Genomic DNA, 14568 nt, shown 5'->3' on the forward strand with positions numbered 1-14568 from the left:
CTTACTGCGGGAACCACTGCTCGCTGATTTTCTGGTACGTACCGTCAGCTTTAATCGCTTTCAGCGCGCCGTTCAGTTTTGCAAGCAAGGCTTTGTTATCCGGACGTACCGCGATGCCGAGGCCGGTACCGAAGTACTGTGGATCGGTCACTTTCTCGGTCGCCGTGCCCAGCTGCGGGTTGGTTTTCAGCCACTCGTTGACCACGGCGGTATCGCCGAAGACGCCATCAATACGGCCATTTTTCAGGTCGATAATCGCATTCTGATAGCTGTCATAGGCCACGGTTTTCACTTCAGGATGTTTGTCCTGCAGGTATTTCTGGTGCGTGGTGCCGTTTTCCATCCCGATGCGTTTGCCTTTCAGCTCGTCGAAGGACTTATACGCCCCTTTCTTCGCAATCACTACCGCCGAGTTGGCGTAGTACGGGTCGGTGAACGCTACCTGCTTGCTGCGCTCTGGGGTGATGTCCATTCCGGAGATTACCGCATCGTATTTTTTGAACTTCAGCGATGGGATCAGGCTGTCAAAGGCGTGGTTGGTAAAGGTGCAGTCGGCCTGCATCTGTTTGCACAGCGCTTTCGCCAGGTCGATATCGAAACCGACGATCTGGTTGCTGGCATCCAGCGATTCAAACGGCGGATAGGTGGCGGACACGCCAAAATTGATTTTATCCGCTGCGGATGCGCCTGCGGCGAACGTTGCCAGTAATGCGGCCAGAACTAACTTTTTCATGGTAATGCTCCCGTCTGTCTTATTGATGCGCCGTGTCTGCGGCCTGGATGTACAATGCCAGTTAATGAATTTATATGCAATAAAAATGATTAAATATTGTTTTTATGGCACAAAAAAGCGGATAACCAGAAAGTTATCCGCATTGATTAATCACATTTATGCACTTCTTGCCGGGTGGCGCTGCGCTTACCTGGCCTACGATCTGCGCTCAAACGCTAAAGCTTTACGCTCAATCAGGCGCATCATCAGCGTTAACAGGCCGTTCACGACCAGATACACCACGCCCGCCGCGCCGAAGACCATCACGTCATAGGTGCGTCCATACAGCAGCTGTCCGTGGCCCATCACTTCCATCAGGGTGATGGTATAGGCCAGAGAGGTACTCTTGAACACCAGCACCACTTCGTTGGAGTAAGAGGAGAGCGCACGCTTAAAGGCGTACGGCAGCAGGATCGCCAGCGTGTCTTTCTTGCTCATGCCGAGCGCCCCACAGGACTGCCATTGCCCTTCCGGGATGGCACGAATCGCGCCGTAGAACAGCTGGGTGGTATAGGCCGCGCTGTTCAGGGAAAGGGCGATCAGGGCGCACAGCCACGGCTCAGAGAGCAGATGCCAGATAACCGGATATTCCTGCAGCGACGGGAACTGTCCCGGGCCGTAGTAAATCAGGAAGATCTGCACCAGCAGCGGCGTACCGGTAAACAGGGTGATGTAGCCGCGCACAATCCATACCAGTACCGGCGTTTTCAGCGTAAGGACGATGGTGAAGATGAGCGCCAGGATCAGCGCCACGATAATGGACGCCACGGTCAGCGTCAGGCTGGTATGCAGCCCTTTCATGAGCTCCGGGAAATATTCAAGCATCAGCCTGGTCTCCGTTCAAAGCGCGTCGCCCGCAGGTCAATACGCTTGAGGATGTACTGACTGAGCAACGTGATCACCAGGTAGATCGCCGCCGCCACAATGTACCAGGTAAAGGGCTCCTGAGTACGGGTGGCGATGCTTTTGGTTTGCAGCATCAAATCGTTAACGCTGATCAGGCTCACCAGCGCGGTATCTTTCAGCAGCACCAGCCACTGGTTACCAAGGCCCGGCAGGGCATGGCGCCACATCTGCGGCATGACCAGACGGAAGAAGATCGCTGATTTCGACATACCCAACGCCTGACCCGACTCCCACTGCCCCTGCGGCACGGCTTTCAGCGCACCGCGCAGGGTTTGCGACGCGTACGCCGAGTAGAGCAGGGAGAGGGCAATCACACCGCACAGGAACGGGCTGACGTCGAAGTTTTCAATCTGCATCTGCACCGGGATCTGCGCAAAGCCAAGATTGACAGTGAAGCCATCCGACAGCGTAAGCAGCAGCTGCGAGGAGCCGAAATAGATAAACAGGACCACCAGAATTTCCGGTAGTCCACGCAGCACAGTGACCAGCGCGGAGCCTGTCCAGGCGACGGGGAACCATTTCGCGGACTCCCACACCGCAAAGAACATCGCCAGCACCAGGCCGATAATCAGTGCGCAAACGGCAAGGCCGACGGTCATCCCGGCGGCGCTTGCTAAAGGAAAAATTTCATTCATCAGGAATTACTTCTGGAACCATTTTTTGTAGATGGTTTCGTAGGTGCCGTCTTTCTTCACTTTTTCCAGCGCAGCGTTGAACTTCTGCTGCAGCTCAGTGTTGCCCTGACGAACGGCAATCCCCAGACCGGTACCGAAGTAGTCCTTATCGGTCACTTTGTCGCCTACTGGCGCCAGTTTATCGTTCGCTTTCAGCCACTCGGTCACGACCGCGGTGTCGCCAAAGACGCCGTCAATACGACCATTTTGCAGATCCAGCTTCGCGTTCTGGTAGCTGTCATACGGAACGGTGGTGATTTCCGGATGCTTATCCATGATGAATTTCTGGTGCGTGGTGCCGTTCTGCACGCCCACTTTTTTGCCTTTCAGCTGATCAACAGAGGTGAATTTCCCTTTCTGACCAATGAACAGCGCCGAGTTGTCGTAGTAAGGGGTCGTAAACAGCACCTGCTTTTCACGCTCAGGGGTGATGTCCATACCGGCCATGACGGCATCGATACGGCGGAACTTCAGGCTTGGGATCAGGCTGTCAAACGCCTGGTTGCTGAAAGTGCAGGTCGCATCGATCTCTTTGCACAGGGCGTTTGCCAGGTCTACGTCAAAGCCAACAATTTTATTGTTTGCATCAATGGACTCAAACGGAGGGTAAGACGCTTCCGTGGCAAAACGAATGGTCTGGGCTGCGGTAGCGGAAAGGGTAACGCCAGCAAGCAGCACGGCAAGTAATACTTTTTTCATTATATTTCCCCTGACACAATCAATGAGATAAATAGTTTTTGAAGGCATCGGTTTGCGGGTTAGCGAAGCAGCTCGCATCACCTTGCTCAACGATATACCCGTTTTCCATGTAGACCACACGGCTGGCGGTTTTACGCGCCACTTCCACTTCGTGGGTAACGATGACTTGCGTGATATTGGTTTCCGCCAGCTCACGAATAATGCTGACGATCTGAGCGGTGATTTCCGGGTCCAGCGCCGCGGTCGGTTCATCAAACAGCAAAACCGCCGGTTCCATCATCAACGCACGGGCAATCGCCACACGCTGCTGCTGACCACCCGAAAGATGCAGCGGATAACGGTCACTGTAAGGCTTAAGGCGCAGACGCTCCAGCAGCTTTTCGGCACGGCCGATGGCCTGATCCTTACTTAACCCCAGCACGCGGCACGGGGCTTCAATCAGGTTTTGCAGCACCGTCAGATGCGGCCAGAGATTATATTGCTGGAAGACCATGCCGACGTTTTGACGCAGCTCGCGAATCGCTTTATCAGACGGCGTTTTCGCGAAATCAAAATGGTTACCGGCAATCGCCAGCGTACCTGAACGGGGCATTTCAAGCAGATTAAGGACACGCAGAAGGGAGCTTTTACCTGCACCGCTTGGGCCAAGCAAAACCAGCGTTTCGCCTTCCGGGCAGTTCAGCGTGATGTCAAACAGCGCCTGGTGTGCGCCGTAGAAGCAGTTAATGCCGTTTAGTTTAATACTCATCGGGGCAGTCTTTACTCATCCAGGCAATCTATAGCAATTGAGGCCGCAGATAGTACCGTTGACAGAATAGTTATGCAATATTTCTGCGTTAAAAGTTAAATATAACCCGTATTTCCTCTTAAACATAGCACAAAATAGCGAAGGGCAAAGGCGGCGAGTATAAATGTCGGCATTCCGCGAGAAATGCCGGACATTTTACGGGGGTAACATTTTTATAACTGATGATTTAGCGGTTCTCAATCGACTGGCGCAGCGTGCCTGCCGGGGCATGAACGCTGCCGCCAATGTAGCGTACGTCGTCGACAGCCCAGCACTGACCTTCACGGATCATCAGTACCTCATCCTGCCAGGACTGGGTCCCCTGGGTCAGCTTGACGCGCAGCGGAATGTTTCGCGCATCGGTGTTGGGAATGGTAGAAGCGCTGGCCACTTCCGCACTGTCCGGCAGCGTGGTACGGCTGGAGAACGGATCGGATTTAAGCAGGGTATTATGCTGCGGATCTCGGGTGGCGTCGTTGAGCAGTTTTGCCAGACCGTCGCTCAGGTAAGGGCGCAGGCCGGTGAGATCGTTGCTGCGGTGCTGAATGCGGTAATCATAGAACTGCTGCGCCACGGTGTCCGGGCCGCCGTCAATGCAGGGGCCGCTGCGGGTACCAATATCCTTAAAGGCTGGCGTGACCGTGGTGGTACAGGCACTGAGCACCAGCGCGCAGGGCACCAAAAGTGTTAAAGCAGAGTAGCGCATGTTGATTTCCTTATTTATTAACTATCCTTTCAATCATAGCGTAACGAACCGATAATGCTGTGCCTAAGGCATTGAACGCTAAAGAAGGAGAGAAACTATGCAGTTTTCAACAACGCCAACCCTGGAAGGGCAAACAATAACCGAGTATTGCGGCGTGGTGACCGGGGAAGCAATTCTCGGTGCCAATATCTTCCGCGACTTTTTTGCTGGCATCCGTGACATCGTGGGTGGACGATCCGGTGCCTACGAAAAAGAGCTGCGTAAAGCGCGAGAAATTGCCTTTAAGGAGCTGGGCGAGCAGGCCAAGGCGCTGGGTGCGGATGCGGTAGTCGGCATTGATATCGACTACGAAACGGTCGGGAAAGATGCCAGCATGCTGATGGTGAGCGTCAGTGGAACGGCGGTGAAAACCCGGCGATGAAGCGTTCGCTCTCCACTCTCCTGCTGGCGCTGTTGCTGGCAGGATGTACATCGGAAAAGGGCATTGTTGATAAAGGCGCGTACGCGCTGGATACCCGCCATCAGGCGCAGGCGGCCTACCCGCGAATAAAGGTGCTGGTGATCCACTACACCGCCGATGATTTTGACACGTCGCTGGCGACCCTAACCGATAAAAACGTCAGCTCTCATTATTTGATCCCCGCAAAGCCGCCAGCACCGGACGGCAAGCCGCGTATCTGGCAACTGGTACCCGAGAGCGAACTGGCCTGGCATGCAGGTATCAGCTTCTGGCGCGGTACCAACCGAATTAATGATACGTCTGTGGGCATTGAACTTGAAAATCGTGGCTGGCAAAAGTCTGCTGGCGTAAAGCATTTTACACCTTTCGAACCCGCGCAGATTGCGGCGCTGGTGCCACTCGCCAAAGACATCATTGCCCGCTACAACATCAGACCTGAGAACGTGGTGGCCCATTCGGACATTGCGCCGCAGCGCAAAGACGATCCCGGTCCGTTGTTCCCGTGGCGACAGCTGGCTCAGCAGGGGATAGGCGCATGGCCCGATCCCGCGCGCGTCGCATTTTATATCAACGGACGACCACGCTTTCAGGCGGTGGATACCGCAGCGTTACTCGATTTGCTTGCGCGCTACGGCTATGACGTACCGGCCAACAGCACCCCAGCGCAGCAAAAACGTATCATCATGGTATTCCAGATGCACTTCAGGCCTGACCTGTGGAACGGCGTCGCAGATGTCGAAACGATGGCCATTGCTGAAGCGCTTTTAGAGAAATACGGGCAGGGGTAATCCTTCGGATACCCCCGAAAGCGCCAATTACTCCTGATTTACTTGAGATTAATCTTAGGTACAAACTCAATTCATTTTTAGTTAATTGACTTAAAATTATCCGCATTTAAGATAGACACATAGCTTGCTAATTAATGCAGCAAATAAATATATCTCATTCATCTTTTATTTTTCTCCTTGAGCGTATCATCAGGAAAAATATTCTAAGGCCAAGGTTTTTTTTGCTTTGGTCTGCATACTAAAAATTAACATCTTAAATCGGGTATAACAATGTTAAGTATTTACGGTAAAAAGTTACGTCCACAGGACGAAATGAATAGTATTATTTCTGCAACCTCAGGTTTTGAAGAGAAAACCTTAAAGAAATGGCAGAAAATATCCACCTCTGATTCACAATATATTCATATTATCGTCAGCGGCGAAGTTGAATTCCGACGTGAATCCGACGAACTGTGTATGTTCACGGTTACCGGCCAGTGCATTTTTGGTCTCTCTTCGATGTACTACGACGCGACCCATATGTACGGCCTCGTTCGGGCCAATACCGTGGTGCGCTCAATTAAAAAAGAGACCTTCGCACAGCTCATGACGGATAACAATTTATGGCCTCAACTGACCAAAGTTCTCTCCTGGTATATTTGTATGTTGAGCAAACGTGACGATGTTCTGGTTGCCCGCAGTGCCTATTCAGTCGTACGTGAGTTTTTATACGAGATCAATGACCTGATTGTTCATCAGCAACGCGATATTAACGTTTATGATTATATTCAGGAGTACACCAACCTGGCTCGTAGCACCATCATTAAAATTCTTTCCGATCTGAAAAAAGGTCAATATATTGTTGTGGAAAAGGGAAGACTCCTTAACCTGACAGCCTTGCCTGAAAAATATTAACTACTCCAGCCGGTCTCCTTTCTCACTCAAAGGGGACCGGGCATCCACTTTATGATTCACATCCCTCTGCGAATTATCCTGCGTTTCGTCAACCGGCGGCGCGGGAATTTTGCCTTGCGAATAATCTTGCTCTTGTTCTTTTAACGCCTGCTTAAGTAACTCGCTTATAGAAGCGTCATCACTGCCTGTGCTGGCGGAGGCGGCTTCGTGTGCTTCGGTTCCGGGTAACGTATCCCGGGAAGTATCATGGGGCACGTCACCATCAGGTGCCTGCTGCCAGTCGGCATCATCGCTGTTGATGGGCAGATCCTGCATGGCAGGAACATCCGCCTGCACCGGAGCCGGTTTTGGCTGCGGATGCGGATGGGGATGCGGGAACGGCTTGCTCACATACACATAGTGCATATCTGAAAGCTGCGTTTCCGGTTTCGCGGCGCTTGCTTTGACCGGTTCCGGCGCCGGATGGCGCAGGTTCCAGTAAACATGCGCGTACAGCCCTGCCATGATCATGGCGCACAGAGCCACCATCCCTAAAAAGGCATGGCTAACGATGTTTCTCAGACGGGGGAGGCGGTATGAAAACCAGACCGCCTCGCCGGTGGTGTAACTGCGCTGAGCCGCAAGACAGATGGTAGACATTAGGAATGCTTCTCCTGCGTGTTGGCGTCGGGTGTGGCATGCGTGGTCTGGAGCAGTACGCTCGGCGCGGTATGGGTTTCACGCATCAACTGCATCAACGTATCTTCGCCAGGAATGCCATCCACATGCAGATGCATTTTTTGCTGGAATTCGCGTGTGCGTTTCATCATCTCCGCCGTCCAGGTCTGCGAATGGGTTTCTGGCTGGCCAAGCGCCAGGCTCAACTGCTGGTCAAGCCAGCCCATGTCTTTCGTGTCGCTGGCGGCACTGATAGCGTCTTTACCTTCCGGCGTCAGGCGGTGCAACTGGGTAAAGTTGCCGGTCGCATGCTGGTTAAACCAGCGGCGGCTTACCTGCCAGGTACGGTTATTCATCAGCAGGTCGAGTGACGTATCTCCGACGCGGGCGACCACGGCATAGTTAAGATGATCGCCGGTTTTCAGCTCGCTCACCCACGGATACCCCTCCTGGGCCAGCGCATCGGGTGAGGCATTCCCCTGTTTACACATCAGGTTCACCTTCGCGGCGTTCTGGCACAGGGCATCATCCGCCGAGGCGTCATACCCCCACATCAGGTAGAGCTGGTGCATGGCATCTGGCTGATTAACCATTTCGTTGTCGATGACCGGCACCACCGGTGCTTCAACTTTTGGCGCCTGCTGTTTCCAGCTGACGGGTACCGGGAGTTGAACCGGAAGTTTTCCGGCGATCGACGACGTTAAATACCAGCCGCAGGCGGCGAACAGCACTGAGGCAAAAAGCCCCACGGTTGCCAGGCGCTTACCGTGTTTTTTCGCCGGGAGGATCTCACCTGCCGCCAGCCGTAAATGACGCGGGCTGACCTGGGCTGCACGTTCGGTCCAGGCAGCCAGCATCGACAGATGCGACAGTTCATTCAGTTTGCTGATATTCCCTTTGGTCAGCGCATGCATTTTACGCACGCGTGCCGGGGATAACGGTGCGTTCTCGCACCCGTGTTCTTCACACTGCGCCTGTACATAGCTGAGATATTCCCGGCAGGTAAGGGGACGCAAAGTGTGGCGGGTATGCACATATTCACGCAGTTCAGATTGCTGCATCAGAACAACGTCCCGATCCGCCGCGCCCGTCAGCACCACCGACAGGCGAAACGCGAGCTCCTGGGCACGGGTGAGTAGCATCGCCAGCACCTCGTGACAGCTCTCTTTCATCGCCTCGCAATGGCTAACGATCAGTATCTTCGCCCGGTTTTTTTCCGCCTGCCACTGGTGCAGTACGGCATCCACCGCCTGAATCCGGTTCTTGTTCTCTTTGGTTCCCGGGCTGAGCTTGTACAGCAGGCTACTGGCACTCAGTTTTGGAAACGCATTAATAGCAAGCACGTCGGGGTGGGCAGATTTGAGGGCGTCACTGAACTGCCCCAGCAGAGGGGCATCGTCGGAAAAGAGCCCGATAATTCCCGCCTGTTGGGTTTTCTCCTTCAGCAGGTTGAAAACATCCTGATGATAAGGCACCAGAAAATCGCCGTTTGAGCGGACGATCTTCCGAAAGGGCGGATTTTTAAAATTAAAGTGCTTCTGATACATAACGACTTACCGTCTCTGATTGGGAATAGCAACAGGACGAGAAAGTAAAGCAACGCCAGGGTGTGGTCAATTTACACACAGGGTAAAAATATCCACTGGACGATGCCTAACATCTGGATTTTATACGGTCAATATTTTTCTTTATGAAAGTTAGCGGCAAAGTCAGTGGTCGAATTTACAGCAGCTCATTACTATTTTCTCACATGTTAGCGCAGCACGACGCTGCTTATTTTCGCTTTGCTATAGGCCAGATGAAAAATGAGGTTCTCATTTCTGTCACGGTGGATAACCCCCTGTATTATGTTTGCGCTGTTGCTATTTTGCGGCCAACAAGGGTATCTGACGTTTAAAGATTATAAAAAAGTTACAAATAAGTTGGCTAATTCTGATGTGCAGCCGCTGAAAAAACGTCGCGAAGAAAAATCCTTCACGCTTTTCACGGCTGCTGTTCGCCAGGATAACGTCGAGATAGCGGCAAAAGCGCCGCTGGCAGCGGAGATCGAAGGTATCGTGCGCAGTGATGATGCCTGGCTCTCCTTCGCCGTCATTAAAACCCCCGGAGGGGCGAGAAGCTACCGGGAGGGCGAGCCGTTGACCGGTTTTACCGACGCGTTTGTTCAGGAAATTAATAAAGATAATGTGGTGGTTAATTATGAAGGTGCTACGCAGGTACTCGCATTAAATAAGCCGGATTATTTTAAGGGCGGCGTTGACAGCGGCCCGGTGACGAAATCGACGAAGGATGCAGGCGCGGAAAGCGTGCATCTGGATGATTATCTGGTGTTAAAACCTCTGATCGAAAAAGGCCAGCTGGAAGGCTACAACATTAATCCAAGGAACGCCTCCGCCTTCTTCAGCCATTCAGGACTGGAAAAGGGGGATGTGGCGGTAAAAGTAAACTCTGTCGATATGACCGATGAAGCAAAGGCAAAAAATATTATTGCCAACTGGTCGAAAATGAAAGAAGCGGAGGTCGTCGTCAGACGTCACGCTCACCTTGAAAATATTCGGATTAATGTTCTAAACAATTAACAAGTGTACAGCCATGAAGAAATTTCCTTGGGCGTGCGTGGCGCTGACCGCATTGTCGTTATATTCAGGTTCGCTGTTCGCGGCGAACTTTAGCGCGAGCTTTAAAAATACCGATATTCGGGAGTTTATCGATACGGTAGGCCGCAATCTTAATAAAACCATTCTTGTCGATCCGTCCGTTCAGGGCACGGTATCCGTAAGAACCTATAACGTGCTGACGGAAGATGAGTATTACCAGTTCTTCCTGAGCGTGCTGGACCTGTACGGCCTGTCGGTGATCCCGATGGACAACGGCATGGTCAAAGTGGTGCGTTCAAGCGTCGCCCGCACCGCCGGGGCGCCGCTGGCGGACAGCAGCAACCCGGGCAAAGGGGATGAAATCATCACCCGCGTCGTGCGCATGGAAAATGTGCCAGTACGCGAGCTTGCACCGCTGTTGCGCCAGCTCAACGACGCAACCGGCATCGGTAACGTGGTTCACTTTGAGCCGTCCAACGTACTGCTGTTAACCGGTAAAGCCTCAGTGGTGAACCGCCTGGTGGATCTGGTTCAGCGCGTGGATAAAGACGGTGTTCAGCGCCGTGAAATTGTGCCGCTGCGCTTTGCCTCTGCCAAAGAGCTCTCAGACATGTTGAACAACCTCAACAACGAAGAGCAGAAAGGGCAGAACGCACCGCAGCTGGCCACGAAAGTGGTTGCAGATGACGAGACCAACAGCCTGGTGATCAGCGGCTCGGAAGCGGCGCGCACCCGCACCCGCTCTCTGATTCATGAGCTGGATCGCGAGCAGAACAACGAAGGGAATACCCGCGTGTTCTATCTCAAATACGCAAGCGCCACCAAGGTGGTGCCGGTGCTGACCGGGATTGGCGAACAGCTGAAAGACAAAGCGGGCGCGCCAAAGGCGAAAACCGCCGCCGCGTCCAGCGATCTGAATATTACCGCCGACGAGTCAACCAACTCTCTGGTGATCACCGCGCAGCCTAACGTGATGAACTCCCTGGAGAAGGTGATCGACAAGCTCGATATCCGCCGTCCGCAGGTGCTGGTGGAAGCCATCATTGCGGAAGTACAGGACGGTAACGGCATGGATCTGGGCGTGCAGTGGACCAGCAAGCACGGCGGCGTCCAGTTCGGATCCACCGGCCTGCCAATCGGGCAGGTCAAAAATGGCACGATGAAAGGGTTGTCGTATACCGGTCTGGCAACCGGCTTCTTTAACGGTGATTTTGGTGCGCTGATGACTGCGCTCTCCACCGGGTCCAAGAACGACATTCTTTCTACGCCAAGCGTGGTGACGCTGGATAACAAAGAAGCGTCGTTCAACGTCGGTCAGGATGTGCCGGTACTGTCCGGTTCGCAAACGACCAGTGGCGACAACGTCTTTAACTCCGTTGAGCGTAAGACGGTGGGGACCAAGCTGAAAATCGTGCCGCAGATTAACGACGGCGACATGATTCATCTGAAGATTGAACAGGAAGTCTCCAGCGTTGACGCTAACGCGACTGAAGACGCCAGCCTCGGCCCAACCTTCAACACCCGTACCATCAACAACGAAGTGATGGTACACAGCGGCCAGACCGTGGTGTTGGGCGGTCTGATGGAAAACGTCACCAAAGAGACCGTCTCCAAGGTGCCGCTGCTGGGCGATATTCCGCTGGTGGGCCAGCTGTTCCGCTACACCTCTGAGGATACCTCTAAACGTAACCTGATGGTGTTCATCCACACCACAGTGCTGCGCGACGACGACAACTACAGTGCGGCGTCGAAAGAGAAATATGACCAGATCCGTGCTCGCCAGCAGCAGCGCATGGAGGAGAAAAAGCTGGGCATCGTAACGAACAGCAATAACCCGGTGATGCCAGCATATCCGTCCGCGCCTTCTGCCGACGCGGTGCCGGTGAAAACCAGCGCAGCCGCAACGCGCAACCCGTTTAAACAGTAAGGCGGAGGGGCAACGTGGACGAACTGAGTAAAACCCTGTGTAGCAGCAGCTATGCAAAAGATAACGGCGTTTTATTTTACAACAATGACGTCTTTATCCGTGAAGACACCCCGGCATTTGCGCTGCTGGAAGTGCGCCGGGTGCTGGGACGCACGTTCGTCCCGGTGACCCTGACGCCGGAAGCCTTTGACGAGCTGCTGGCGAAAATCTGGCAGCAGAGCAGCGGCGTCTCTCAGCAGTTGGTGGACGATATGGACGCGGATATCGATCTGATGGCGTTAACCGAGGAGATCCCGGATAACGAGGATCTGCTCGACAACGACGAAAACTCGCCGGTGATCCGCCTGATCAACGCCATTCTTGGCGAGGCGGTCAAAGATGGCGCGTCGGATATTCATATCGAAACCTTTGAGCGCACGCTGAGCATTCGTTTTCGCGTCGACGGCGTGCTGCGCCCGGTGCTCCAGCCAGCGCGCAAGCTCGCGCCGCTGCTGGTGTCGCGCATCAAGGTGATGTCAAAACTCGACATCGCCGAGAAGCGTTTGCCGCAGGATGGACGTATCTCCCTGCGCATCGGCCGTAAGGCAATCGACGTGCGTGTATCGACCATTCCTTCGCAGTACGGCGAGCGTGTGGTGATGCGTCTGCTCGATAAAAGCAATCTTAAGCCCGACATCAACAAGCTTGGCCTGATTGATGAAGAGCTGGAAAAGTTGAAAGGGCTGATTGACCGCCCGCACGGCATCATCCTGGTCACCGGGCCGACTGGCTCCGGTAAAAGTACCACCCTGTACGCCATTCTTTCGGCGCTGAACGGTCAAGAACGCAACATTCTGACCGTAGAAGACCCGATTGAATACGAACTGGAAGGGGTGGGGCAGACGCAGGTTAACCCGCGCGTGGACATGACCTTTGCCCGCGGACTGCGCGCCATTCTGCGTCAGGATCCGGATGTGGTGATGATCGGGGAAATTCGTGACGGTGAAACCGCGCAAATTGCGGTGCAGGCGTCGCTCACCGGTCACCTGGTCATGTCTACGCTGCACACCAACAGCGCCGCGGGGGCGATCACCCGTCTGCGGGATATGGGGCTGGAATCCTTTTTAATTGGTTCATCGTTGCTCGGTGTCATTGCCCAGCGTCTGGTGCGTCGGCTGTGTACGCATTGCCGGACCACCAGTCCGCTGGACGCCAATGAGAAAGCGCTGTTCAGCTTTATGGACACGCCGCCAAAAGCCATCTACCGCGCGGTGGGCTGTGAACACTGCCGCCAGAGCGGCTACCAGGGGCGCGCCGGTATTCATGAGTTTCTGGTGGTGGACAGCACCATGCGCCGCGCCATTCATGAAGATAAAGACGAAATGTCCATTGAAACGCAGCTCTTTAAGCAGGCCTACAGCCTGCGTGAGAACGGCCTGCTGAAGGTTATTAGCGGCGTGACCTCTCTCGAAGAGGTGATGCGCGTTACCGCCGAGCGTGGAGGAGATGCGTAATGGCCTTCTACGCCTGGACGGCAACGGATGCAGCGGGGAAAACCCAGCGCGGCACGCTGCAGGCTGAGGGGCAAAAGCAGGTTCGCCAGATGTTGCGCGAGCAAAAGCTGATGCCCGTCAGCATCAACGAAACCCGTGAGGCTGCGTCTGCCGGAAAAGCGAAAACCGGCGCAAAGCTCTCTACGCCGGTGCTGTCGATGTTTACCCGCCAGCTTTCCACGCTGGTCAACGCGGCGCTGCCGCTGGAGAGCGCGCTCAAAGCGATTTCCAAACAGACGGAAGACAAAAAGCTGGCGGCGATGGTGGTTGAAATTCGCGAGAAGGTGGTGGAAGGGCACACGCTGTTTGACGCCTTCAGCCAGTTTCCGCGCACCTTCGACAAACTCTACTGCACGCTGGTGATGGCCGGCGAAAAGACCGGTCACCTGGGCGACGTGCTGGAAAAGCTGGCCGAATACAACGAGCAGCGTCAGAAGATGAAAAGCAAGCTGACGCAGGCGATGGTCTACCCGATTACCCTGACGGTAGTGGCCATTGCGGTCATCAGCATTCTGCTGGTTGCGGTGGTGCCGCAGGTGATCGAACAGTTCACCCACATGAAGCAGCAACTGCCGATCACCACCCGCACGCTGATTGCAGTGAGTGATTTCCTGCAGGCTTACGGGATTTATATCGCGGGCGGCATCGGCGGGGGGATTGTCGGTTTCAAAGCCTGGGTCAGAAACGTCAAAAACCGCTTTCGCTGGCACAGCTGGCTGGTGAACGGTTCGCCGATCAAAAAACTGGTGTGCGCCATCAACAGCGCCCGCTATATCCGAACTCTGAGTATTCTGCAGGCCAGTAGCGTACCGCTGCTGGAGGGGATGTATATCGCAATGGACGGTATCGAAAACCTCTACGCCCGGCAGGTGCTGGAGCAGGCGGCGGATACCGTCCGCCAGGGGGCATCGCTGTATGCCGCACTGGAGCAGGCGAGACTCTTCCCGCCGACCATGCTGTATATGATTGCCTCCGGGGAAGAGAGCGGCGAATTAGGTAATTTAATGGACCGCGCGGCGGAAAACCAGGAATCGGGATTACAGCATCGCATTACGTTAACGCTGTCGGTATTTGAACCGGCGCTGGTGGTATCCATGGCAACGATTGTTTTATTCATCGTGCTGTCAATATTACAACCGCTTCTGCAACTTAATAATATGGTAGGTTAA

15 protein-coding genes are annotated in these 14568 nt (G+C 54.1%); 7 read left to right on the top strand and 8 right to left on the bottom strand.

Going from position 1 to position 14568, the window contains the following annotated elements; genetic code table 11:
• Position 1: 1 nt before the first annotated feature.
• From artJ to ABFI50_RS16295, 6 genes are all read right to left on the bottom strand, one after another.
• Positions 2-733, bottom strand: a complete 732-nt coding sequence (artJ, locus tag ABFI50_RS16270) for an arginine ABC transporter substrate-binding protein ArtJ (protein WP_014883160.1) — start codon at positions 731-733, stop codon at positions 2-4.
• 195 nt (positions 734-928) lie between these two features.
• Positions 929-1597, bottom strand: coding sequence for an arginine ABC transporter permease ArtM (gene artM / locus ABFI50_RS16275; protein WP_014883161.1), 669 nt, complete (start codon positions 1595-1597; stop codon positions 929-931).
• Complete coding sequence (artQ, locus tag ABFI50_RS16280; protein ID WP_014883162.1) at positions 1597-2313, bottom strand: arginine ABC transporter permease ArtQ; 717 nt, start codon at positions 2311-2313, stop codon at positions 1597-1599. The genes artM and artQ overlap by 1 nt, the downstream gene beginning before the upstream one ends.
• A gap of 6 nt (positions 2314-2319) precedes the next feature.
• Positions 2320-3051, bottom strand: coding sequence for an arginine ABC transporter substrate-binding protein ArtI (gene artI, locus ABFI50_RS16285; RefSeq protein WP_008500032.1), 732 nt, complete (start codon positions 3049-3051; stop codon positions 2320-2322).
• 19 nt (positions 3052-3070) lie between these two features.
• Entirely contained in the window at positions 3071-3799 is a 729-nt protein-coding gene (gene artP, locus ABFI50_RS16290) for an arginine ABC transporter ATP-binding protein ArtP (RefSeq protein ID WP_014883163.1), read from the bottom strand.
• 226 nt (positions 3800-4025) lie between these two features.
• Positions 4026-4544 carry a lipoprotein gene (locus ABFI50_RS16295; protein WP_014883164.1) on the bottom strand — a complete coding sequence of 173 codons (519 nt, stop codon included), beginning with the start codon at positions 4542-4544 and terminating at the stop codon, positions 4026-4028.
• A gap of 97 nt (positions 4545-4641) precedes the next feature.
• Here ABFI50_RS16295 and ABFI50_RS16300 point away from each other — a divergent pair, with 97 nt between their 5' ends.
• The 3 genes from ABFI50_RS16300 (at position 4642) to ABFI50_RS16310 (ending at position 6686) form a co-directional block, all read left to right on the top strand.
• Positions 4642-4965: a heavy metal-binding domain-containing protein gene (locus ABFI50_RS16300; protein ID WP_023332507.1), complete on the top strand. Its 324-nt coding sequence runs from the start codon at positions 4642-4644 to the stop codon at positions 4963-4965.
• Positions 4962-5792: an N-acetylmuramoyl-L-alanine amidase gene (locus ABFI50_RS16305; protein WP_014883166.1), complete on the top strand. Its 831-nt coding sequence runs from the start codon at positions 4962-4964 to the stop codon at positions 5790-5792. The genes ABFI50_RS16300 and ABFI50_RS16305 overlap by 4 nt, the downstream gene beginning before the upstream one ends.
• Before the next feature lie 270 nt (positions 5793-6062).
• The gene (locus ABFI50_RS16310) at positions 6063-6686 is read left to right on the top strand and encodes a helix-turn-helix domain-containing protein (RefSeq protein WP_014883167.1); all 624 of its coding nucleotides are present in this window, start codon (positions 6063-6065) and stop codon (positions 6684-6686) included.
• Here ABFI50_RS16310 and ABFI50_RS16315 read toward each other — a convergent pair whose 3' ends face one another.
• Positions 6687-7325, bottom strand: coding sequence for a hypothetical protein (locus tag ABFI50_RS16315; RefSeq protein WP_045268550.1), 639 nt, complete (start codon positions 7323-7325; stop codon positions 6687-6689). It lies immediately after the preceding gene.
• A complete protein-coding gene (locus ABFI50_RS16320; RefSeq protein ID WP_347484525.1) occupies positions 7325-8890 on the bottom strand; it encodes a peptidoglycan-binding protein in 1566 nt (521 codons plus the stop codon). The genes ABFI50_RS16315 and ABFI50_RS16320 overlap by 1 nt, the downstream gene beginning before the upstream one ends.
• A gap of 300 nt (positions 8891-9190) precedes the next feature.
• On the opposite strand from ABFI50_RS16320, the gene gspC reads away from it, so the two are divergent.
• From gspC to gspF, 4 genes are read left to right on the top strand one after another with little or no spacing between them, the layout of a single operon-like run.
• Positions 9191-9922: a type II secretion system protein GspC gene (gene gspC / locus ABFI50_RS16325; RefSeq protein ID WP_014883170.1), complete on the top strand. Its 732-nt coding sequence runs from the start codon at positions 9191-9193 to the stop codon at positions 9920-9922.
• Between the two features lie 13 nt (positions 9923-9935).
• Positions 9936-11867, top strand: coding sequence for a type II secretion system secretin GspD (gene gspD, locus ABFI50_RS16330; protein WP_014883171.1), 1932 nt, complete (start codon positions 9936-9938; stop codon positions 11865-11867).
• A 14-nt stretch (positions 11868-11881) separates the two neighbouring features.
• Complete coding sequence (gspE, locus tag ABFI50_RS16335; protein ID WP_193970360.1) at positions 11882-13360, top strand: type II secretion system ATPase GspE; 1479 nt, start codon at positions 11882-11884, stop codon at positions 13358-13360.
• The gene (gspF, locus tag ABFI50_RS16340; RefSeq protein WP_014883173.1) at positions 13360-14568 is read left to right on the top strand and encodes a type II secretion system inner membrane protein GspF; all 1209 of its coding nucleotides are present in this window, start codon (positions 13360-13362) and stop codon (positions 14566-14568) included. Before gspE ends, gspF begins: the two co-directional genes overlap by 1 nt.

Source organism: Enterobacter sp. HNDS-6, from assembly GCF_039850505.1.
GTDB lineage: Bacteria > Pseudomonadota > Gammaproteobacteria > Enterobacterales > Enterobacteriaceae > Enterobacter > Enterobacter kobei.